The organism is Bacillus sp. JH7 (genome assembly GCF_001563515.1).
Taxonomy (GTDB): domain Bacteria; phylum Bacillota; class Bacilli; order Bacillales; family Bacillaceae_G; genus Bacillus_A; species Bacillus_A cereus.
Genome location: NZ_LPUS01000001.1, coordinates 1925135 through 1947839, shown reverse-complemented (window position 1 = coordinate 1947839; position 22705 = coordinate 1925135). Strand labels below are relative to the sequence as shown.

Sequence of the window (22705 nt, the reverse complement as noted above, 5' to 3'; positions counted from 1 at the left end):
ACAAAAAGCATCACCCTTTCGGCGATGCCTAAAAACTCTATTTTACTTTTCAGCTCCCTAAATAAATAGAGTTTAAAATCACTGAAACTACACCTATATTTCCTCCCCTTCCTTCACAGCTTCTTTCAACCTCTGCAACATATACCCAATTCCTTTACACCCCTCTAGCGGATATGTAATCATTTCTTCTGGATATAACTTTGTCACTACTTTTTTATGCTTCTTCCCTGCTAGTAAGACGATTTCGTCAAACTGTAGTAAACTTTTATCTACCATCTGTTTTTGTAATTGCTCTATACTTATTACCTCATCGCTTTTTGAATCAAATGCAAGATCATAGTTTTCTAATACAATATCACTTGGTCTTAAAAATCCATGTTTCGCTGATAATATAACCCAGTTTTCGAAAAACATAGTTGCGTACGCCTGACATGCTTTTCCGAACGGACTAATATATACATCTTTTGCTTCCATCGGTCCGTAGTCTGAATGTTTATCCCAAATTTTCTTTTTTCCGCATGGAATTATACATAGCCTTTTCATATATATTTCTACTCCCTTTACTTTGGTAAATAAAATTCGTTATTTTGTACATTTTTTTCTCGAGATACTATATAATAATTCTGAAAGTTAAAATTACACATTTTACCATATGCGTACTATAGATTACTCTCATTGCAAATATTATAATACCATAAAAAATTTTTCATTTTTTCTTCAAAATAATGAAACTAAATTATAATGCAAGTATGTATTAATAAAACAATAAAGGAGGTTCATAAAAATGAAAAATATTATTCCTGCACTATTAGTCTATTTTATCGTTTGCGTTATTTCCGTTATCATCCCAGCATCTGAAGGCTATAATTATGTCGGCTGGAAGTTATTTGTTGGGCAAGTGTATGCGATACCTATTTTCTTCATTACTACGATAATCACATTTTATATAAACAAGAAAAAATCTTACGAATAAACGATTATAAGGATAGCTAACGCTATCCTTATTTTAATTCGTTAATCAAAACTTTATATCCTTTCTTCTAAAAAGTTAAACGCAACATCTGTATTTCAGCGTTTAAACGCAGTTCCTCCGAAATCCAGCTCTCTAATTTTGAAACAGATGCAATATTTTTTCAAAAAGCCCCTGTAATTTACTTTTCAATACTTCCATATCATTAAGCATACACAATGCGACTGTTTAAAAGTTAAAAATTTCTGCTTATTATAAATAAAAAAGGACAAATAGCCAATCTGACTACTTGTCCTTACTGTTCATCTGTACGCAATACGATTAAGCTTGGAATGCTTCTGTTAATACTGGTACGATTTGTTTTTTACGAGATACAACACCTTTTAAAGTAGCTGTATTGTTTTCTAGTGATACGTTGTATGCTTTCTCAACAACGTTTGCTGCTTTACCGATCGCAAGACCGACAGAATCGTTAGTTAAGATATCAGTTACAACGAATAAGAATAGGTCTAAACCTTTTTCTTCTACTACTGCAGAAATTACTTTTTCAAGTTCCGCTTGGTGTACAAGAACGTCGTTTGTATCAACAGCGTTTACTTGTGCGATTTCAACTTTCGCATTACCCATTTGGAATTCTTTAGCATCAAGAGAGATTAATTGCTCCATTGTTTTTCCGCTTAAGTCAGCACCAGCTTTTAACATTTCTAAGCCGTAGTTATCTGCATCTACACCAGCGATTTCCGCTAATTCACGAGCAGCTGCTACATCTTGTTCTGTGCAAGTTGGAGATTTGAATAGTAAAGAATCTGAAATGATTGCAGATAACATTAAACCTGCAACTTCTTTACGAATTGTTACGCCATTTTCTTTGTACATTTTGTTTAAGATTGTAGCTGTACAGCCAACTGGCTCACAACGATAGTATATAGGATCGCTTGTTTCAAAGTTAGCAATACGGTGATGGTCAATAACTTCTAACACACGAACTGATTCGATATCGTTAGCACTTTGTTGACGCTCGTTATGGTCAACTAAAATAACGTTGTCCACTTCGCTTGCTACTGTCTCAACAAAACGCGGTCCTTCTACTTTAAAATAGTCTAACGCAAATTGAGTTTCACCGCTGATTTCGCCTAAACGTACAGGCTCAGCATTCATTCCTAATTCTTTTTTCAATTCTGCATAAGCAATTGCAGAACAAATTGCATCTGTATCTGGGTTTTTATGCCCGAAAACTAGTACTTTTTCCATGTTTTCCACCTCTTCATGAAAAGGATATCTTAAAGAAGCAAATATGACAATATTTAAAGCATATTTTTTTATAAATAATTGCACTTTCTTCTATATTTTTCATCATTTTCATAAAAAAAATCATCTAAAATGAATTAGATGATCGAAATGTATGTTTCAATTAAAATAGTGTAGGAGCTTGCACTACATTGTTAAAAGCGAATTTTGAGGATAAGCCATTATTCAAAAGGTTTACATCTATAACTTGATAAAACGCATTTCCAGTGTCTGCAATTTCCCAAACAGCTAAAATAAGATGGTATCCACTACGGTCAGTTGGTACATTCGCTTCGTGCGTTACTGTTGTCCCTGGTCTAGCTCCACCGTCATTTTTCACATAGAATGGCACTAAATCTAAATCTGATCGCGTCAAAGGTTTATTGGGATTCCAACCTTTTTTCGTAATATAGTATTTCCACTCTTTCGTACTATGAGGAGCCGTTAGTTTCCACTTGAATGTATTCGTCCCGCCATTTAACGTAACTTTCTTCCACCTATCTACAGTTTGAACATCTAAAGCGGGAAAATGACCAGCCCCTGCAATTTGTCCATCAGAAGGTCCTAGTTGCGGAAATCCACCTATCCCTTCTACACTTTGTGGTTCATATTGAATTGGTCCACAATTTACATTTACACCTTGCTTACATAAATAAGATCGGCTCGCTGGTGATTCTACATATCCATGAGCTGAGGCCTTTTCTGAAAACCCAAATGTTAATAATCCCGTAAGTAATACGCCACCACTTAAAATAACTTTCTTCATCTTTTGTAAACTATTCTTTTTCATTCTTTCATCCCCTTCCCATAATAAAGCGAAAATAACTATAGTCGGCTAGTCATCTTCTCTACATTTATTATAAGACGAGAATCATTACTAAAAGAACCCTCTAAAAACTTTCTCAAATTCATTTAGTGCGTTAATTAGATTATAATTAACTATTTTAACACCGCCAGAAAAATATAGACGGTGTTAAAAATAGTCGTTTATTATTCACTTACTAATAATTAAGCACTCTCCCCGTTTGATTATAACTTAAATGTTTTTATAATAAAGAACCGTAGCATCTAACTTTCCATTCGGAGAAATTGCATACCCTGGTATTGTTCCAACTTCTTGGTAGTCTAGTGATTTGTACAATTTATTGGAAGGATCTCCTTCTCTAGTATCTAATACTAAAAGAGACCTGTTTTCTTGCTTTGCTCGTTCCTCTGCTTTTTGCATAAGCGATCGTCCAATACCGTTTCGTCTAAAGTTTGGATGAGTCATTAATTTGCAAATCTCAGCTCTATGAATTCCGTTAGGCTTAGTAACTAATTGTAATTGAATACTCCCTGCTACTTCGTTGTTTATTTTAGCCACATACAATATCACTTCTGGCGCTAATACTGTTTGCCAATACTTTGTTGCATCTTTTTGTTCCAGTGGAGGCAAAAAACCAATTGATGCCCCATCATTTACAACCATTTTCAAAAGTTTCGAAAGTTCTTCTATATCATTTTCTAGTTTCTTAATTTCTTCAATTACTAAATTTCGCATTACTTTTCCCCCTTTTGTTTCATTGTAACAATTTTTAAAGAAGGAATAATGAAATAATAAGAGGAATTTATAGTTAAGATATGATTTTTTGTGAAAGGATAACGATATGAAATATATATTAGATAGAATGTACGCAAAAGAATTACTCGAATGGGCATATGAACAAAACCCGGGCCCTTGGTTTGAACATTCACTACATGTTGCTCATGCAACTGAAAACATAATTATAGAACTTATAAAAAAAGGGTACAAGCTAGATGCTGACATAGCATATAACGCTGCCCTTTTGCATGATATCGGAAGATACAAAGGTTTTACCAAATCGGTCATTCATTCCTATGATGGTTATATGTATATGAATGATTTAGGGTATACAGGAAACGCTGTTATTTGTGTGACACACTCATTCCCATGCAAAAATGAACATATAGATATCGCAGCAGAATGGAGTCTCGTTCCTGACCATATGAGAAGCCGATTAGTTGAAATATTAAATGAACATTGTAACTACGACTTATACAATAAAGTAATTACTCTTTGTGACGCTCTTGCTGATGCGGATGGCTTTACTACGCTGGAAAGAAGATTAATTTCTGTTGGTTTGCGTCATGGTACAACATCTCATACATCTTTACATTGGAAAGGGTTTTATGCGATTAAGAAAGAATTAGAAGCTTTAATCGGTAAGAGTATATACACAGTTCTTCCTGATGTAGAAAAATCTATTTATGAAGATATAGAATATTAAAGTAAATACAAATTGAAAACGATAAAATTTGTATTTATGTTTCTAAAAGACTCTTTCAAAAATGGAGGGATTTCTTATTAGTAAAATAGGATTTGACTTGATAAACCTTGAGGGGAATTTTGAATTTGGATATGAAGATATAAAAAAGATTTCTATGAGATGTAAATTTTCTAACTGTTCACATACAAATGAACCAAACTGCGCGGTTAAAAGAGCTATCTCTGACGGTGCTCTTTCTGAAGAAGTAGTTAACAGTTACTATAGAGATTTTAATGAGGCACATTATGTTTCTAAACAGAAAAATAAAACAAAAGCCATTGATTATATGAAGCAATTGAAGCTTTTTACAAAACCTTAAAATTAAATAAATAGTTGTTATTTCTCATTCCTACTAAATTTAAAATTCTCCCATTATTGTATAACCATAAATTGAACCCATCCTAGATAATTTTTATACTCAAATTTAATTTCACATAAAAAACGTTTTAAACATAAAGTTTAAAACGTTTTTTATTCAATGCTTTTGATTTTTCAATTCTGTTAAACACTCTTGTACTAAAGTTACCGCTTGACTCATCGCAGCTCCGCCAGCAAATGCTGCTGAAACACCACATGCTTCTAGAATCTCTTTATCCGAACATCCTTGATCAAGACAACCTTTTGTATGATAAATTGTACAATACTCATCTTGCGTTGCTAAACTAATTCCTAATGCAATAAGTTGTTTTTCTCTTTTTGTTAAAGAACCCTCTTGAAAACAAGCTTGCGTGAACGCATTATATGTCTCAGCGATTTCAGGAATTTGATTTGTAAAACTACCTATACCTTCTTTATAATGATGTAGAATATCATTTATCGAACTATGTTGCTCATGTTCCATCTTATTCCCTCCAGTCATATTATCCATACTTATTGTAGTATGTGATGAAATGGAGGCAATATACCTTCTTTTAAATTAAGAATTTTTAGTTAATTTAAGTTATAATTTTAAATTATCATCTACAATAACTTTTTCTCTAGAACTTTTTCTTTCAACCTCTTTACTTCTTTCTTCCCAAAATGTTAATCCTTCAATCCCCACATTTTTAGGATTAAATACTGGATCTTTCCCTTCTTTTTTCTGCGTTTCATAATCTTTTAACACTTTTAATGCGGTTTTACTTAAAAGTAAGATTGCGATTAAGTTTAACCATGCCATACTACCGATTCCTAAATCTCCAAGATTCCATAAAAGCGACGCTGATTCAACGCTACCGATGTAAACCATAATTAAAAATCCAAATTTTAAAACTGGTTTTAACCAGCCATACTTCAGTTGACGATCTAAATAAGTAAGTGTCGTTTCAGCGATATAGTAATAAGCGAGTAACGTTGTAAATGCAAAAAAGAAAATCGCAATTGAAATAAATATTGGACCAAACCCTGTTATCACAGTTTCAACTGCTTGTTGTGTATAAATTGGACCAGCTTCCACATTTCCTATGTTTTGTACAATGGCGGTTTTCCCTTCAGGTATAACATTATACATACCTGTTATTAAAATCATAAGAGCTGTCGCTGTACATACGACAATTGTATCGATATATACGGAAAACGCTTGAACTAATCCTTGTTTTGCGGGATGCGATACTTCAGCAGCCGCCGAACTATACGTCGCTTCTCCGACACCAGCAACGTTTGAAAATACAGCGCGTTTTACGCCCCATGCAATAGCTGCACCAACAATTCCACCAAACATTTCATTTACACCAAATGCGCTAGAGAAAATTAAAGCAAACATCCTTGGAATCTCCGTTACATTCGCAATTAATATGATACATGTAACAATTACATAACCAATTGCCATAAATGGAACAAGCATTTGAGAAACGCCAGCAATTCTCTTTACACCACCAAAAATAATTGCTGCTAGTAACACGACTAAAAATATACCAGTTATATATTTGCTAATACCATTAGAGTTTTCAAATCCAACTGCGATACTACTAGATTGAATACCTGGTAATAACACGCCATATGAAAGTGTTACAACTACTGCTACAATGACTGCAAACCATTTCATTTTCAAACCTTTCTCAATGAAATATGGAGTACCGCCGCGATATTCATTCCCTACTTTACTTTTGTATACTTGAGATAATGTTGATTCTACAAACGCGCTCGCTGCCCCTAACAAAGCCATTACCCACATCCAAAATACAGCTCCAGGACCGCCGAAAGCAATTGCTGTCGCTACCCCTGCAATATTACCAATTCCAACTCTTCCTGATAAGGCTAAACAAAATGCCTGAAAAGATGATATTCCCGTCTCTGAACTCTTTCCTTCAAATAATAGTTTAATCATCTCTTTAAAATAACGGATTTGCAAAAAGCGTGTTGCAATCGTGAAATATACGCCTGCCCCTAATGCAAAAACAACTAAACCGATACTCCACACTTGCCCTACTAACCATTCTACTAAATTCTCCATCCAAATCCCCCTTATCATTCTTTGGAAAAGCAATTTTGTATATAAAAAAAACGGACAACTATTATCAAACTTTCTAGTTGTCCGCATCTTTCATTATTTCATCCCTCAATTTTTATCAGTAAAACGCCCTATTACTTTATATTTACCCAAACACTTTTCACTTCTGTATAATTATCAAGCGCATATGAACCTAATTCGCGGCCAATACCAGATTGTTTATATCCACCAAATGGTGTAGCTGCATTTTCTAAGTTATAATCATTAATCCACACTGTTCCTGCTTTTAATTTATTTGCTACTTGATGACCCGTTTTGATATTTTGCGTCCATACACCCGCAGCAAGGCCATAGGATGAGTTGTTCGCTCGTTCAATTACTTCTTCTGTCGAATCAAATGGAAGTACGACAACAACTGGTCCAAATATTTCTTCCTTAACGATTGTCATATTGTCTGTAACATCTGTGAATATAGTTGGCTTAACGAAATAACCTTTTTCAAGCGCACGTTCGCCACCAGCCGCAACTGTAGCACCTTCTTTCTTCCCTTGCTCAATATAATTTAACACACGCTCTTGTTGTTTCTTAGATACGAGTGGACCCATTTCCGTTCCTTTCTCCATACCTGCTCCAAGTTTTACGTTGTTCGCCATTTTCACAAGTGCATCTACTACAGTTTCATAATGTTTACGATGAACAAATACACGTGATCCTGCGCTACAATTTTGACCGTGATTATACATAATACCTTGGAATGCACCATTTATCGCTTCTTCCAAGTCCGCATCTTCTAAAATGATATTTGGTGATTTTCCGCCAAGCTCTAACGTTACATGCTTAATCATTTCTGCAGATTGACGCATAATATACTTTCCTGTAACAGTAGATCCTGTAAAAGCAACTTTATCAATGTCATGATGATTTACAATTGCAGCCCCTGCTTCAGGACCAAAGCCTGATACAAAGTTTACAACGCCGTTTGGAAATCCAGCCTCTTTAAAGAGTTTCGCTGTATATAGTAAAGATAAAGGCGTTTGCTCTGCTGGCTTTAATACAATCGTACAACCTGTCGCCAGTGCAGCTCCCATTTTCCAAGAAGACATAACAAGCGGAAAATTCCACGGAATAATTTGTCCTACAACACCAACAGGTTCATGTCTCGTATAATTCAAGTAATCTTTTGAAATCGGGATTGTTTGCCCAATAATTTTTGTAGCCCATCCTGCGTAATAACGATAATTTTCTACAGTCGCTGAAATATCATCATCAAGTGCTACTTGATATGGCTTTCCATTATCTAAAGCTTCTAGTTGCGCTAATTCTTCTCTATGTTCTTCAATTAAATCTGCTAATTTATAAATAAGATGCGCTCTTTCAGCAGTAGTCATTTCTGCCCACGGGCCAGATTCAAATGCAGATCTTGCCGCTTTTACTGCAGCATCAATATCCTCTTCTTGCGCTTCACATACGACTGCTAGAACCTCTTCTGTTGCTGGATTGTACGTTTCAAACGTCTTTCCGCCAATAGCAGAAACAAATTCGCCATTAATAAACATTTTAATTTCTTCATTTAAAAACGCTTCCACTTTTGGTTTCAGCTCAATATTTGTCTTTAACATTATGTTCTCCTCCTTATTTAAACAGCTGCATGAGCTGCAATATTTGATAAAATCGTTTGAAGCTTTTGATCTTCTTCTACAGTTAACCCTAGTCTTGGATAGCGAGAAGGTCCTCCCGCTTGCCCATGTAATTCCATAGAACGTTTAACGATTTGAACATATTTCCCTGATCCTTCAAGAAACTCGCAAAGTGGTAAAATAGCATCGTTTATTTCCCACGCCTTTTCTAATTCACCATTTTGAAAATGCTCATACATTTTTGTAACGAGACCGGGAACAATATTTCCTGCTACTGAAACCCATCCCGAGGCACCAACTAAATATGATTCCATAACTAAATCTTCAGAACCACAGAAGACTTGGAAAGCCCCTTCACTTTGTCTTACTAAATCTCTCGCTTTTCGAATATCTCCGCTAGATTCTTTAATATGTGTAACATTTCCACACTCTTTTCCAATACGGAGCATTAGCTCTGTACTCATATCAACACCAGAAGTAAATGGATTATTGTATAACATAATTGGTATATTTACAGAGTTTGAGATTTCTTTAAAATGAAAATAAATCTCCTCTTCCTTCGGTTTACAATAGTAAGAGTTTATAATTAATACACAATCCGCTCCGTGCGCTTCTGCATGTTTCGTATATTCAATTGTTTCTTTCGTCGTCTCTGCTGCAGTTCCAACAATAACTGGAATACGGCCATCAATTTCTTTCAACACGGTTGCTACCATTTTAAATCGTTCTTCTTTTGATAAACTTACAAATTCTCCTGTACTTCCATTAATGATGATACCTGCAACGTTTTGTTCGATAAAGTAATTTACATTTTGCTTTACCCCATCCCAATTAATTTCCTGAAATTCATCCATCGGTGTTATTAATACTGGAAATGCCCCTTTAATTTTTTGCATATTTATCTCTCCCTATCACATTTTATTTTAATAAGAAACCTGCCGGAAACGGATCCGTAGGGTCTAATAGAAATGTCTGCATCCCTGTAATAAACCCTCTACTTTCAAAACGGAAAATGTATCCTAGTTCCTCCTTCTTCACTTTCTCCACAGTTATAAAACTATTAAATATACTTTCATTTTTAAAAGGTTTATCCGCCATATAATCATTTTTAAATAACGCATGAACATAGGAAACAATAGTAGAAACAAAACCTGGCGAACGTACGATAAAGTTATCTTCATGAAATGTAATCGACTTTATATGGTTCTTTTCTTTTTGCGAAGGATCTACTAAAATAAGCCTTTTTATTAGCGACTGTTTTTGTATAGTCTGTAGTGTAGCTTCTCCCCATCTTTTCAATTCAGAAATGTTTTCCATGCGAATTTCTGGCGAATACGCACCTTTCTCTACAACTGCATATACTTTATCTGCTTGTATGAGAGAATAACTTACATTACCAACCTGTAAATTTTCCTCAATCATATAGCATAGTTTGCTTTCAAACGAAACCGATATAACTTCATCATTCTCTACATACGCATGAACTAAAAATATTCCAGATAACGTTTCAATTTTATATTGATTGGACTCTCTCTTTTTTAAATAACCACTTTCGAGTAACATCGTTATTACTGCAACAATGCCTCCATAATGAAGCGGAATCGAACCTTCATGATTAAAAAATAATACAGCTGCATCCACTTCATTATGGATAGATGGAACGACAATACACCCATTCAAACCGATAAAACCACGTGGTTCATTTAATAAAAGCTTCATCTCTTCTGCTAATTCACCTGAAAATTGTTCATTTAATTGCTCCAAACTGTAGTAGTATTTGCATGGTACGTCTTTCATTACACGAAATGTCTCGCCATTTACATGTACGTCTACTGCTGTATACATTTTTTGAATGTTCATTTTATATCCTCCGTTTCATGTTCCATCGGCGGAATTAGCAAAAATCCTTCTTTAAGTGGATCCATTTCATTGTAAAAAAATCTATGCATACCCATAAGCCAAGCTGATCCCGTAATTTTCGTTATGACAGCTTCAATATTTTCAACATGTGTCGTATCCATGACATATCCTTTAAATAAAGAACCAACGATACTCTCATGAATGAACTCTTCACCAATCTCGATTTCTTTCTGAGCGTATAATACAGCTAGCTTCGCAGATGTTCCTGTACCGCATGGAGATCGATCTATTCCGCCTGGTGGTACAACAACTGTATTTTTCACATGCGCACATTCATGAGTAGGATCTGTATAAAATTCAACATGTGTTAATCCTCTTATAAACGAATACTCTGGATGAGTGATTTCATACTTCTCATTAATTGTGTTCCTTATATGAATCGCCTTATCGATGATTGTAGATGCATTTTCTGGTACTAATTCTAGACCTACTGATTTCGCATCAATAATGGCATAAAAATTCCCTCCATACGCAATATCAGCCTCTATAGTCCCAATGTCTTTCACTTGTACAGTAATATTTTTCAATAAAAAAGCTGGTATGTTACAGAAAGATACTTCTTTTGCTTTTCCATCTTGAACAGCAATATCTACTTCAACTAAGCCAGCCGGTGTATCTAGTTTTAAAGAAGTAATCGGTTCAACTACCGGAATTAAACCTGATTCAACTAACGCTGTACATACACCGATTGTATCGTGACCACACATCGGTAAATATCCACCTGTCTCTATGTATATAACACCTATATCAGCCTCAGGATGACATGGGTCTGTTAATAATGCTCCTGACATTACATCATGACCACGCGGTTCATTCATTAACAATTTTCGAATCCAATCATACTCCTTTTTCATATGTAACATCTTCTCTGCCATCGTCTCTCCAATCAACTTTGGAAGTCCACTAATTAATGTCCTCGTTGGATTCCCACCTGTGTGTGTATCAATCGTCGTAAAGACTCTTTGTGACCTCATCCGTTTAACACCCTTTCTGTAAAACGACTCAAACGAAGTGGTTCAATAGGAATAATTGTCTCTTTTTCATTTAATAACTCTTCAATTACTTTTCCAGTAACTGCTGCAAGACTAATCCCATCACCTTCATGTCCAGCGGCAATGAAATAATTCGGAATATGTTCCACTCGTGAAATAATCGGTAAATGATCTTCTGTCCACGGACGTAAACCAGCGTAAGAACGAATTACCATCATATCTGCCATTTTCGGATAAAAACGAATTGCTCTATTTGCGATACATTTAATGACTTCATTATTTATCCTCGTATGAAATCCTACAAATTCACGACTACTACCAATTAAGAAATTTTGACTTTCAGTAGGCTCAAATACGAGCGCAACCCCGTATTTTTCAGTTAAAGCATCCACTTTTCGTTTTCCGCCAAATTTAGAAATTAAATAACCGAATTCCATTACTTTACGGCATCCTACGTGTTGTTGCCTTGAAGCTACAATAATATGCCCTTTTCTCGGTTCAATTGGTATATTTATATTTAACATCTGACCAATCTTAGGAGCCCACACACCGGCTGCATTTACAACTTGTTGTGCTGTAAAAGTTCCATTCGTAGTTTCTACAACAAATGAACCATCCGTCTCTATTTCCATACTCTTTACTTCCGTCTGCTTAAAAGCTTTTGCGCCAAACTTTTGTGCCTCTGACAGAAGCGAGAAAGCAAGGAGATATGGATTCACAGTTGAATCCGTCGCACATTCTAAACCGCCTAATAAATCATCAGCAAAAAAAGGCGACTCTTCCCTTATATCTTGCCTATCAAGCATTCGAAACGGTAATCCAGCTTCTTGTTGCCGATTTACCCATTGCTGCGCAGCTTCCATCTCTTCGTCTGACTCACATACGAGAATACTTCCTGGTGCCCTATATTCAAATGAATGCTCTAATTCTTCACTTAAATCAGTTACTAATTTTTGACTTACTAAAGACATTTGACTATCAAATCCCGGGTCTTTATCAATGGCCAAAATATTCCCATCACACCGTGAAGACGTCCCGCTGACAAATTCCCCTTTTTCAATGATTGTTACGTCTCTTCCGTATTTTGAAGTGTAATAAGCGATAGAACACCCTATTATTCCACCACCTATAATTAAAACGTCGCAGTGCCTCACAATATACTCCTCCTTTCCTAGCCCTCTCACTTTCTTTTTATGCAATTGACGTGCCAATTCTGTACATATACAATTTTTATAAAAAATATTTTTATTTGTAAAAATATTTTAAATTCATAGTAAATAGGTGTATTATTTTTTTATCACTGTCAAAATTTTTATACATAACAGGAGGACATTATGGAATTCTCATTTCCGACTATACAAGAATTTTTGGAAAGCGTTTTAATCAATCATACATGTAGCCTTGATCGCATTAAGAAAATAAACGAAAGGTTTTATTACCTCCCTTCTACTACAGAAGAATATAATTGCGCAATTATTTATGTAGATGACTCATTCACTGCATTAATTGACGCTTTTTCTTATGAATTAGCTGTTATCATCCTTAACGAAAACGATGAGCCGATATACTGTATAACTTCTCAGCAAATGATTCCATTTCTTTATAAGTCCTACAATGAACTACAGTCATTTTATGACACTGTAATACAAACAACTGACTCTTCTGTTACAGTAATTGATAGTAAAGAATGCGTTCGAACTTGGACAGATGGTGCTGAAAAAATATTTTCAGTCAACCATAATGAGATTATTGGGCAACCGATTACTCGTTTTTTTGATTATAAAGACTTGGAAATTTTACAATCTTTACATGATGGAAAAAGCATAGTCGCTCAGTTCCATCAGCCTCGCCCCGATTTATTCGTATTAATTAATTCAAATCCAGTTTATTGTAATGATGAAATTATAGGAGCAGTCGTTTCAGAAACAGATGTTACAAATCAAGTCGCTTTAAATGAAAAACTATTTAATATGTCACATGAAATGCACCGTTTAGAACAAGAAGTGGCAAAGTATAAAGATGAATCCGATCCATTCCTTGCGATGAATGGAAAAAGTCCTGTTATACAAAGAACGATACAATTAGCTAGAAAAGTTTGTTCGGTGAAATCAACTGTTTTAATACTTGGGGAAAGCGGAGTTGGAAAAGAAGTATTTGCGAAAGCAATTCATGAAGCAAGTGAAGCAGCGAAGGCGCCTTTCATTTCGATTAACTGCGGGGCAATTCCAGAAGCATTATTTGAAAGTGAATTATTCGGTTACGAGCGTGGGGCGTTTTCTGGAGCAAATAGTAAAGGAAAAAAAGGTAAAATTGAACTCGCGCAAGGCGGTACTTTATTTCTTGATGAAATAGGTGAAATGCCACTTGATATGCAAGTAAAACTGTTACGTGTACTGCAAGAGCGAAAGTATTACCGAGTTGGTGGTGAAAAAGAAATTAATATTGATTTCCGTATTATCGCTGCTACAAATCGTGATTTACAAGAAGAAATGAGAAAAGGAACTTTCCGAGAAGATTTATATTACCGCTTAAATGTAGTTAGCTTGCAGATTCCACCGCTGCGCGAAAGACGCGAGGATATTATTGAATTAACCTATTCTTTCTTAAACGATTTTTCAATCAACTATAACAGACCAATTCGTGACTTACCTTCAAGCATTATGCATGAACTGCTTCATTACAATTGGCCAGGTAATATTCGCGAACTTCGAAACGTTGTTGAACGGCTTGTGGTATTCGCAACAGACGGAATTATAAAACAAGAATATTTACCATTTCATACGACTGAAACTTTAGACAACCATACAGCCCATTCCCTATTACTCAGCAACAATAATACAATCCTTTCTTTACAAGAAGAGATGGATGAGCATGAGAAAAAAGTTATTGAAAGGGCTTTACGAATTTTAAATGGGAATAAATTAGAATGCGCCAAACAACTTGGTGTAACAAGGGCTACTTTATATAACCGTTTAAAGAAACTTGGACTTCAATAAAGAATCAGTATGCACCGATCAGGCGTTTACAGGTAGCCCTCTCTCCCTCCTCTATATTGGCATGATTTTTGCATATATAATTTGTGAAAACCGAACTAGAGGAGGAATACACATGACAAATAAAAACAACTTAATCGTTTGTCGTTGTGAAGAGGTTACATATGGGCAACTTCAATCGACAATTGCTGAATATAACTGCTCGGCAAGAGAATTAAAACTAAGAACACGTGCTGGCATGGGATTTTGCGGTGGTCGCACATGCAGAATAATGATAGATCGAATGATTGAAAATGCGAATCCTGACGTAACTCTTAATGAACTACCGTTAAAATATCAACCACCAATACGTGCAGTTACTTTTGGATCGGTAGGTGAAAGTAAATGAGTAGAATTACACATCACCCTATTTTAGGTACTTTACAAAGTAGTGAGCGTATTACCTTTCAATTTAACGGTCATCAATACGGAGCATATGAACATGAAACGATAGCTGCTGCCCTGTTAGCAAATGGAATTAGGACAGTAAGAGTTCATGAAGATAGCGGAACACCGCGAGGTATTTATTGTAATATCGGACACTGTTCCGAATGCCGCATGACAGTAAATAATCAAACAAATGTACGCGCATGCTTAACTGTTGTAGAAGAAAACATGGTTGTTGAAAGCGGGAAACAGCATCCGAATATCGTGAGAGAGATGGTGAAAAAACGATGAGTGATGTAATTATTATTGGTGCAGGGCCAGCGGGATTATCTGCTTCTATTTCTTGTGCTCGTTTCGGACTAAAAGTGCTCGTTATTGATGAATTTATGAAGCCGGGCGGGAGATTGTTAGGACAGTTGCATCAAGAGCCTACTGGAGAATGGTGGAACGGAATAAAAGAATCGAAGCGACTTCATGAAGAAGCAGAATCACTTTCAGTACATATCAGGTGCGGTGTTTCGGTCTATAATTTAGATAGAGATGAAAACAATTGGTTTGTACATACTAATATCGGTACGTTAGAAGCACCTTTCGTACTACTTGCTACTGGAGCTGCGGAATATTCTATTCCCCTTCCTGGCTGGACACTTCCAGGAGTGATGTCAATTGGAGCAGCTCAAGTTATGACAAATGTTCATCGCGTGCAAGTTGGAAAAAAAGGAATTATTATTGGTGCTAACATTTTGTCTTTCGCCATTTTAAGTGAATTGCAATTAGCGGGAATTACAGTGGATCATATTGTACTCCCTGAAAAAAGCGAGTTAAGTCAAAAAGCTGGTGAACCTGAAGAAGTTTTAAACTCTCTTTTAAATGCAGCACATCTCGCTCCTTCTGCTATTTTACGAATAGGTAGCCACTTTATGAAATATGATTGGATTCGAAAAGCTGGATTAACATTCTATCCAAACAGCGGAATGAAAATAAACGGAACGCCACTTCACCTTCGGAAAGCAGCTCTTGAAATTATCGGAACAGATCAAGTTGAAGGTGTACGTGTTGCTAATATTGACTCTAAAGGAAATGTTATTAATGGATCAGAGAAAATATATGAAGCAGATTTTGTTTGTATTGCCGGGGGATTATACCCACTTGCCGAACTTGCAGCTGTAGCTGGTTGTCCCTTCCATTACATTTCAGAATTAGGTGGACACGTTCCTCTCCATTCCGAAACAATGGAAACTCCTCTTCCTGGTTTATTTGTAGCTGGCAATATTACAGGCATTGAAAGCGGAAAAATTGCGATGGCGCAAGGAACAGTTGCAGGTCTATCTATTGCTAAATATGCAAGCAAAAAACGTGATATAGTCGACCAACAATTATATCACGCCATTCAAAACGTTCACTCTGTTCGTCAGAAAGCTGCAATTCAGTTTAATCCGATGGTAGATATCGGTAGACGAAAGATGAATGATTTATGGCATAAATTCCAAACAAATGATAAAGATTTCTATAAACAACAAGAAATTATTTAATAAGACTTATTTGTCAAAAAGCTCCCCTTATCAAAAACATAAGGAGAGCTTTTCAAATTATTTCACTTCGATTGTCCAATCACCATCAGCTTGAATAGTGAATATATGTATACCATTTTCTTTTACAGGTACTTTTTTCGTAGTATCGGCAGCACCAATTTCATTAAATATCATGCTATCGTTTAAATCCACTACAAAATTACTTTCACCATTCTTATGTACACCATGCAATTCTTTCAAACCTTTTTCAAGTTTCACAAAAACAACATCAGATCCGTGACCACTAATTGTTCCTGGAGCTGTTACTACTTTATCTATTGGAATAGACTGAGACATATTCACTTTCCAGTGACCATCTGCCATTGGATTAATAAAATATTTTCCACTCTTGTTTAATAAAACTACACGTTTTTCTTTTCCATTACCAATAAAATTCGAAAGTGAACCAGAGTCATTACCTTGTTCATCTTTTAACTCTAGAATTGCATTACTTTCTCCTGTATGTTCTACTTCCGCAATAACAAATCCGGATTTTAACTCAAAAAAATCAGAAGAATTCGCACCATCACCTTCTAACGAAACACTATGATCTTGTGATAATCTCTCCACTGCACTTTTTTCTTTTATCTCTTTAGCTTTCGGGCTAGTTGTTGCTGTTTGCTGTTCAGTATTCTTATCTTTTTTTTCATTCGCTTGTACATCTTTTGTTTGCTCCGTTGAATTACAAGCAGTTAAAGATAAACATACCGCAGCAATTGTTGCTAATAATTTCTTTTTCATAATATCCTCCTATTAACATAAAACATTCTTAATAAGAATAACATATTTTTACCAATTCATCAGTTTATTAAAAATTGAATTTTATCCTAAAATAGGAAACATACTAAAAATAGAAATTAAAATAAAAAACTGCTAGAGCATAAAGCCCTAACAGTCTTATTGTTCATCACTATTAAATTTCGCTAATGCGTAAATACCTTCTTCATCATCTAATTCAAGTTGTAATCTCGCTGCGAATGAATTGACATTATATTCTCTGTCAAGCAATAAGCGTAATGCTTCGATTAAGTTTGCTTGAATTAAAATTTGCTGGCGACCATTTACCTCTACTTCCGCAGAGAAACCGTAGTTATCGTCATACATGAGTTCAACTAACACTTCTTCTGGACCCACTTGTCTTTTTTCAGCTATATATACGCAAAGCGCATTTATTAATTCTTGTTCAGAAATTTTTATTGTTTCCATGCTACTTCATCTGCCTTCTTTTTACGTTGGTCTTTGAAGTATTTAAATGCACGAACTGCTAACATTACGATACCAGCCATTACTAACATATTTACCATAAATGCTAATACAGAACCAAGAGCTCCCATATTTGCAAATAAGCTACCCATTAGTAAACCACCAAGACCACCTAGTAATAAACCTTTCATAAAGCTTCCTTTATTACTTTTTGGTGCTGTGTTTGTCGCTTTCGTTTTTGAATCTGGAGTCGTTTTTTGAGAATTTACATTTGAGTCTTTTTTGTTTAAATCAACTTTTGACTTTTGACCTGAACTTGGTGTAAATGATTTTTTACCAGATTTGTAACTTTTCGCTGCTGCATGATCTACGAACATAAAGCTGCTAGCCCCAAAGATAACCATGAATGCTGTCATTACTGCTACAAGTTTTTTCAACATATTATATCCATTCTCCTTTTATATAGATATATGTGAAATCTATCTTTCTAGTAAATTCAGAATGATAGATTTATTTTTAAGAACATTTTAAAGGTTCTTATGAACTTATTATATGAACTTTTGTCGAAATATGCAAGTATTATTTACTTTCAACAGTTTGGTGACAAAGGAAAAATTAAGCAAAACAGAATTGACTTTAAATGAAACAAAACATATTATAAGTTCATAAGAACTTTTTATTATTTTGGAGGTGAAAAGATGGAAACATTTCATCTCACACGAAACGAAATGGCTACCCTTCTTCTATCACTAAGAGGATGGAATACGAAAAAGCCTCTCGGTATTTTACAAGAAGCTTGGGCAAAGTCACATAAAAAAGATATTGAAAGCGGACAAAGCGTTACAGCTTTTATTACTACCGCACTTTCACCTATTTTTGAAAAACTGATTAAAATTGACGATACTGATGTCGGTTTTTCTTTAAATGAAATAGTTGCGCTTGGCAATCAGATTGAAAACACAAGTTTCTCTGTAACTGCTATGCAAAACTGGGTGAAACGAGATATAAAAGAAATGATTGGCTCTCCTCAAAAAGGGAAAAAATATTCGATTGAACAAGCAGCCTTACTGTTCATTGTCGAAGATTTAAAAACAGCACTTGATTTTGAATCCATTCGTAAGCTATTACGCCTTATCGTTAATGACCCAGCCGATCGAAGTGATGATTTAATCAATCCTGTTCATTTATATGTAGCATACTCTTCTCTATTTGAAGAACTCAATCAAGGGAATTGCTTACAACTAAATGCAACAGATACAGTTCATACAATTGAAAACATCGTAAAAGAAAAAGCTGATAAAATCGCAAGCAAGTTCGATCAAATTAATAACGAACAACGCGAAGCAATTCGTAACGCTATTATCATTGCGACCCTTTCTGTACATACCGCTTATGTACAAATGTTAGCAAAGCGTTACGTAACAGCAACTTTATTTTTACAGAACTTAGATGTGAAGCCTTAAAAAAACAAGCATCCCCCCCGTCATATACCTAGGACAGGGGGATGCTTGTTTTCAATCAATATAAAATACAAAAATCATTTTACATCTAAGTTTCATTATAAAATAACTCTTGATTATGTATTATGTAAAAAACATTACTAACCTAACATTCAACAATGTTCATTTCTTTCTATTAAATTCCTATCACATTTTCTCGATAAACTTAATTACTTCATCTTTATAATTATATTTGTCATTAATTTCTTGTAATAATTCAATATCATGCGTATGAGTTTTTCCTGTCTCTAACAGCTCACGATATAAATCAATGTAAGGAAGATTTTTATTCATGGCATTTTTATATTCCTTTTCTACATCGTAAAAAACCTTTTTAAACCTCACATCAGTAATCCCTGCCTCATCAATTTCAAGAATTGCATACTGAGCACGCAAGTCAGAGTTTAGCTTATTCCACTTGTAAAAAGGTTGTCCAACTGTTCCTGGGTTAATAATTAATTGATCATTGCTACTATAGCGCAACAATTGATGGTGGGTATGAGCGTAAATCGCAATATCATAATCACGATCAAATAGCCGATCAAACTGTTCCTGATTATTAGTGGGCCACAAATCTCCTCCGTAATTTTTATTTTGTAGATTATGACTAATACTGATTGATAAATCATTAACCTGTTTTGTTATATGTAATGGTAAATTTTTAACATGCTTAATATAGTTTTCATCCAGGTTTTCACATTGATACTGAACTAATCTAGAAACATAAATATCAGTTGCGTTATCAATATCAATATTTTTATTAAGAACGTCAAGAAAACTATCTTCCCAGTTTCCTTGTACATAAGTATCAACGTTAATACTTTCTAATATTTCAAACAAATCATTCGATCCAGGACCAGGCATAATTAAATCTCCTAAAAACCAATAATCAGTCACACCTTCTTTCATAGAATCTTCGATAACTGCTTTTAAAGCAGTTGCATTTCCATGTACATCTGCCAGTACAGCAATTTTATGTTTCATGTATTTTATTCCCTCCTCTAAATTTACGTTTCCATCTCATTCATTTTTTATTTTCGAACCAAATCAAATTGAATAGGCATATTCTTTTTTAGGCAATTTTACTATCTCTTGAATGAAATTTGATTTCTCTAAAATGTCCTCTAACTGCCCCTCATTATGGACGTAAATACCACCTGCATATGAACTGTACGCCTTTTTCTCAGTTATTATCGCTAAATTGTTATTTTCCTTTTTAAAATCACCCTCCACTCCTTTTTGAAATGATAAACTTTTAGTTGGTGAAACATAAAGTTGAATTAAAGATACTATTTCAACATCATCTGATTTTGCAAAGCACTGTATTTCATTTAAAATCATTTCATCTTGTAACGGAAGAAAGTCTTCTACTTCTAACTTCTCTCCTTTATGAAAGAAGTTTTGAAGTTCAGGAGTATAGAACGAAAGATTTTTCTCCTCTATCATTTTAAAAATTGTTTGCAGCAATATGTCTTTTCCTATCACAAACGGGTGGCCAAATCCATTATTGTAAAGCCCTTCTTTCATTTTCATTAATTGTTCGATGAAGGGGATTCCCGATTCTTCAATAACAAGTTTACCGTCAATTAAACGCATGTTAGCAATCAATTCTTCTATCTGTAAACCTTCTAATTCAAGCGATGAGTAATATATATCTCTATTCCAAAAATCTAATTGATCCATTCCTAATGAATTAAATAAGAGCTCATCTATAATTGGAAAAACTCCATCTTCTGTTAAAGCTTTCGTTACATCATCTAATAATCTAGGTGTTTGATTTAAAATCGTACGTATTTCTTCGTCCTCTTGAATGATTCGTACCGTCCACTCACCATGATCTTCACCCGATATTTGCTGAAAACAATGTGAATATGGCCCATGTCCAACATCGTGTAGAAGGGCTACAGTAGATACTAGCTTTCGTTCATATTTCGATAAATGTATGTCACCAATCTCAGTAAGATGTTCTATCACTTTATTTACTAGCACATATACACCTATCGAATGTTCTTCTCTTGTATGTATTGCGTTCTCATGTAAAAAATAAGTATGTCCTTGTTGTTTAATATGCGTCAACCTTTGAAATGCTTTTGTATCTATCAATCGAAGGATATCTCTATCACGAATAGAGATTGGTCCATAAATCGGATCTGTAATATACATACGTTCTCCTCCTATTTTTGTAAATGAAAGACCTATACCATTATACTTAATTTTCAGTCTATTATCATTGATATATGAGAAATTTTTAATAATCTTTTCATTAACCCTTCATAAAAACGCGGCTTATATCCTTTACTATAATACTTATGAGAGACATAAAAGAATTGAAATAGCAATCCCCTATGTAAATAAGGTATAATCTACATATAGTGAACCTTTTACGTAATTAAATAAAAGGTTCTTATACTCAAAAATTCATAAACTAGAAGGTGCAACAATGTTAAGTAGTTTTATTCATTCAGTATTAACGTTTTTTGAAGGATTAGGTTATTGGGGCATTATGCTTGGACTTATGATTGAGATTATCCCAAGTGAAATTGTCCTTGCTTATGCAGGATACTTAGTATTCAATGGAAGTATCTCATTTGTAGGCGCAGTTGTATTCGGTACAATTGGCGGTGTTATTGCCCAAATCTTTATTTATTGGCTTGGACGATACGGCGGACGCCCTATATTAGAACGTTATGGAAAATATATTTTCATACATAAAAAACAAATAGATGCTGCAGAAGATTGGTTTAATCGTTACGGAACTGGCGTCATTTTTACAGCACGCTTCATTCCAGTAGTGCGTCATGCGATTTCAATTCCTGCTGGTATTACAAAAATGCCTTTACTACGTTTCACTACATTAACAGCACTTGCGATTATCCCTTGGTCTATTATTTTCATTTATTTAGGTGAAAAACTAGGTGAAAATTGGGAAAATATTAACGATATTGCTAGTCCTTATGTGAAATCATTCGCAATTGGTGGCGTCGTACTTATACTTTTATACTTCGTTATAAAAAAATGGACAAAAAAGCGTAAAAATCTTGCTTAAGTATATAACAAAAACCGCTATAAATTCATTCGGAGTTATAGCGGTTTTTTATTTATATATGAATTAATCTTCAAGAATTATATAACACCTTTCCATCTACATTTACATGGATAAGCAACCGTTTGATCATTTCTTTCGTATATTATCTCAAAAAGGAGTGATTCCCCTATGCATTGGCAGCAAAAAATACCATACTTAATCAGACGCCCTATCGGTATTTCCTTCATAAATGGGCAAGGAACTTCTGGTGTATTATGTTCAGCTCATGATGGTCAATTATATGTGTATGAATACCTTTATCAATCCCAGTTCGCAATGAAACATTATGATTATAGACAGATTCAAGATATACATGCATTCCCAAATTGTCCTCACCAAAATCCTCTATACTAAAAAAATCGGAACG

The 22705-nt window shown here is 34.6% G+C and carries 26 protein-coding genes; 10 read left to right on the top strand and 16 right to left on the bottom strand.

The features are described 5' to 3' along the window. Positions 1-93 precede the first annotated feature (93 nt). Positions 94-543: a DUF6884 domain-containing protein gene (locus AU379_RS09865; protein ID WP_000824872.1), complete on the bottom strand. Its 450-nt coding sequence runs from the start codon at positions 541-543 to the stop codon at positions 94-96. 241 nt (positions 544-784) lie between these two features. Here AU379_RS09865 and AU379_RS09860 point away from each other — a divergent pair, with 241 nt between their 5' ends. Further along, positions 785-973, top strand: coding sequence for a DUF4017 family protein (locus AU379_RS09860; protein ID WP_000789486.1), 189 nt, complete (start codon positions 785-787; stop codon positions 971-973). A 318-nt stretch (positions 974-1291) separates the two neighbouring features. On the opposite strand, the gene ppaC is transcribed toward AU379_RS09860, so the two are convergent. From ppaC to AU379_RS09845, 3 genes are all read right to left on the bottom strand, one after another. After that, positions 1292-2221, bottom strand: a complete 930-nt coding sequence (gene ppaC / locus AU379_RS09855; RefSeq protein ID WP_000416865.1) for a manganese-dependent inorganic pyrophosphatase — start codon at positions 2219-2221, stop codon at positions 1292-1294. A gap of 160 nt (positions 2222-2381) precedes the next feature. Then, a complete protein-coding gene (locus tag AU379_RS09850; RefSeq protein ID WP_000742278.1) occupies positions 2382-3047 on the bottom strand; it encodes a lytic polysaccharide monooxygenase in 666 nt (221 codons plus the stop codon). 246 nt (positions 3048-3293) lie between these two features. Next, positions 3294-3797: a GNAT family N-acetyltransferase gene (locus AU379_RS09845; protein ID WP_001245250.1), complete on the bottom strand. Its 504-nt coding sequence runs from the start codon at positions 3795-3797 to the stop codon at positions 3294-3296. Between the two features lie 106 nt (positions 3798-3903). On the opposite strand from AU379_RS09845, the gene AU379_RS09840 reads away from it, so the two are divergent. Continuing rightward, on the top strand, positions 3904-4545 hold the full coding sequence (locus AU379_RS09840) for an HD domain-containing protein (RefSeq protein WP_000874102.1): 642 nt from the start codon (positions 3904-3906) through the stop codon (positions 4543-4545). Positions 4546-4606: 61 nt separating this feature from the next. After that, positions 4607-4903: a hypothetical protein gene (locus tag AU379_RS09835; protein ID WP_000398281.1), complete on the top strand. Its 297-nt coding sequence runs from the start codon at positions 4607-4609 to the stop codon at positions 4901-4903. 156 nt (positions 4904-5059) lie between these two features. On the opposite strand, the gene AU379_RS09830 is transcribed toward AU379_RS09835, so the two are convergent. The 7 genes from AU379_RS09830 to AU379_RS09800 all read right to left on the bottom strand — a co-directional run bounded on the left by AU379_RS09830 (position 5060) and on the right by AU379_RS09800 (position 12715). Beyond that, positions 5060-5452: a carboxymuconolactone decarboxylase family protein gene (locus AU379_RS09830; protein ID WP_002005224.1), complete on the bottom strand. Its 393-nt coding sequence runs from the start codon at positions 5450-5452 to the stop codon at positions 5060-5062. A gap of 72 nt (positions 5453-5524) precedes the next feature. Next, entirely contained in the window at positions 5525-7015 is a 1491-nt protein-coding gene (locus AU379_RS09825; RefSeq protein ID WP_000429521.1) for an alanine/glycine:cation symporter family protein, read from the bottom strand. Positions 7016-7146: 131 nt separating this feature from the next. Beyond that, on the bottom strand, positions 7147-8631 hold the full coding sequence (locus tag AU379_RS09820; protein ID WP_000920987.1) for an aldehyde dehydrogenase family protein: 1485 nt from the start codon (positions 8629-8631) through the stop codon (positions 7147-7149). 17 nt (positions 8632-8648) lie between these two features. Next, on the bottom strand, positions 8649-9545 hold the full coding sequence (dapA, locus tag AU379_RS09815) for a 4-hydroxy-tetrahydrodipicolinate synthase (RefSeq protein ID WP_001169463.1): 897 nt from the start codon (positions 9543-9545) through the stop codon (positions 8649-8651). A gap of 22 nt (positions 9546-9567) precedes the next feature. Beyond that, complete coding sequence (locus tag AU379_RS09810; protein ID WP_061139182.1) at positions 9568-10509, bottom strand: proline racemase family protein; 942 nt, start codon at positions 10507-10509, stop codon at positions 9568-9570. Beyond that, entirely contained in the window at positions 10506-11543 is a 1038-nt protein-coding gene (locus AU379_RS09805; RefSeq protein ID WP_061139181.1) for a proline racemase family protein, read from the bottom strand. The genes AU379_RS09810 and AU379_RS09805 overlap by 4 nt, the downstream gene beginning before the upstream one ends. Continuing rightward, entirely contained in the window at positions 11540-12715 is a 1176-nt protein-coding gene (locus tag AU379_RS09800) for an FAD-dependent oxidoreductase (RefSeq protein ID WP_044584549.1), read from the bottom strand. Before AU379_RS09800 ends, AU379_RS09805 begins: the two co-directional genes overlap by 4 nt. 180 nt (positions 12716-12895) lie before the next feature. Here AU379_RS09800 and AU379_RS09795 point away from each other — a divergent pair, with 180 nt between their 5' ends. The 4 genes from AU379_RS09795 to AU379_RS09780 all read left to right on the top strand — a co-directional run bounded on the left by AU379_RS09795 (position 12896) and on the right by AU379_RS09780 (position 16512). Further along, a complete protein-coding gene (locus AU379_RS09795) occupies positions 12896-14557 on the top strand; it encodes a sigma 54-interacting transcriptional regulator (RefSeq protein WP_044584550.1) in 1662 nt (553 codons plus the stop codon). 112 nt (positions 14558-14669) lie between these two features. Next, positions 14670-14942, top strand: a complete 273-nt coding sequence (locus tag AU379_RS09790; RefSeq protein WP_000182619.1) for a (2Fe-2S)-binding protein — start codon at positions 14670-14672, stop codon at positions 14940-14942. Further along, positions 14939-15271, top strand: coding sequence for a (2Fe-2S)-binding protein (locus AU379_RS09785; protein ID WP_000087070.1), 333 nt, complete (start codon positions 14939-14941; stop codon positions 15269-15271). Before AU379_RS09790 ends, AU379_RS09785 begins: the two co-directional genes overlap by 4 nt. Next, entirely contained in the window at positions 15268-16512 is a 1245-nt protein-coding gene (locus AU379_RS09780) for an NAD(P)/FAD-dependent oxidoreductase (RefSeq protein ID WP_001286104.1), read from the top strand. The genes AU379_RS09785 and AU379_RS09780 overlap by 4 nt, the downstream gene beginning before the upstream one ends. Before the next feature lie 57 nt (positions 16513-16569). On the opposite strand, the gene AU379_RS09775 is transcribed toward AU379_RS09780, so the two are convergent. The 3 genes from AU379_RS09775 to AU379_RS09765 form a co-directional block, all read right to left on the bottom strand. Continuing rightward, positions 16570-17292: a hypothetical protein gene (locus AU379_RS09775; RefSeq protein WP_000727976.1), complete on the bottom strand. Its 723-nt coding sequence runs from the start codon at positions 17290-17292 to the stop codon at positions 16570-16572. 156 nt (positions 17293-17448) lie between these two features. Beyond that, positions 17449-17757: a YxcD family protein gene (locus AU379_RS09770; RefSeq protein WP_000447766.1), complete on the bottom strand. Its 309-nt coding sequence runs from the start codon at positions 17755-17757 to the stop codon at positions 17449-17451. Then, positions 17745-18194, bottom strand: a complete 450-nt coding sequence (locus AU379_RS09765; protein WP_000914478.1) for a hypothetical protein — start codon at positions 18192-18194, stop codon at positions 17745-17747. The genes AU379_RS09770 and AU379_RS09765 overlap by 13 nt, the downstream gene beginning before the upstream one ends. A 258-nt stretch (positions 18195-18452) precedes the next feature. Between AU379_RS09765 and AU379_RS09760 the strand changes: the two genes are divergently transcribed. Continuing rightward, positions 18453-19217, top strand: a complete 765-nt coding sequence (locus AU379_RS09760; RefSeq protein ID WP_000447231.1) for a DUF1836 domain-containing protein — start codon at positions 18453-18455, stop codon at positions 19215-19217. Between the two features lie 183 nt (positions 19218-19400). Here AU379_RS09760 and AU379_RS09755 read toward each other — a convergent pair whose 3' ends face one another. Then, positions 19401-20237: a metallophosphoesterase family protein gene (locus tag AU379_RS09755; protein ID WP_025709494.1), complete on the bottom strand. Its 837-nt coding sequence runs from the start codon at positions 20235-20237 to the stop codon at positions 19401-19403. Between the two features lie 63 nt (positions 20238-20300). Then, positions 20301-21416 (bottom strand): HD domain-containing protein, encoded by a 1116-nt coding sequence (locus AU379_RS09750; protein WP_061139180.1) that lies wholly within the window; start codon positions 21414-21416, stop codon positions 20301-20303. A gap of 277 nt (positions 21417-21693) precedes the next feature. On the opposite strand from AU379_RS09750, the gene AU379_RS09745 reads away from it, so the two are divergent. Further along, the gene (locus tag AU379_RS09745) at positions 21694-22299 is read left to right on the top strand and encodes a DedA family protein (protein WP_000952916.1); all 606 of its coding nucleotides are present in this window, start codon (positions 21694-21696) and stop codon (positions 22297-22299) included. Positions 22300-22467: 168 nt separating this feature from the next. Then, positions 22468-22692 carry a hypothetical protein gene (locus tag AU379_RS09740; RefSeq protein WP_000558699.1) on the top strand — a complete coding sequence of 75 codons (225 nt, stop codon included), beginning with the start codon at positions 22468-22470 and terminating at the stop codon, positions 22690-22692. Positions 22693-22705: the final 13 nt, after the last annotated feature.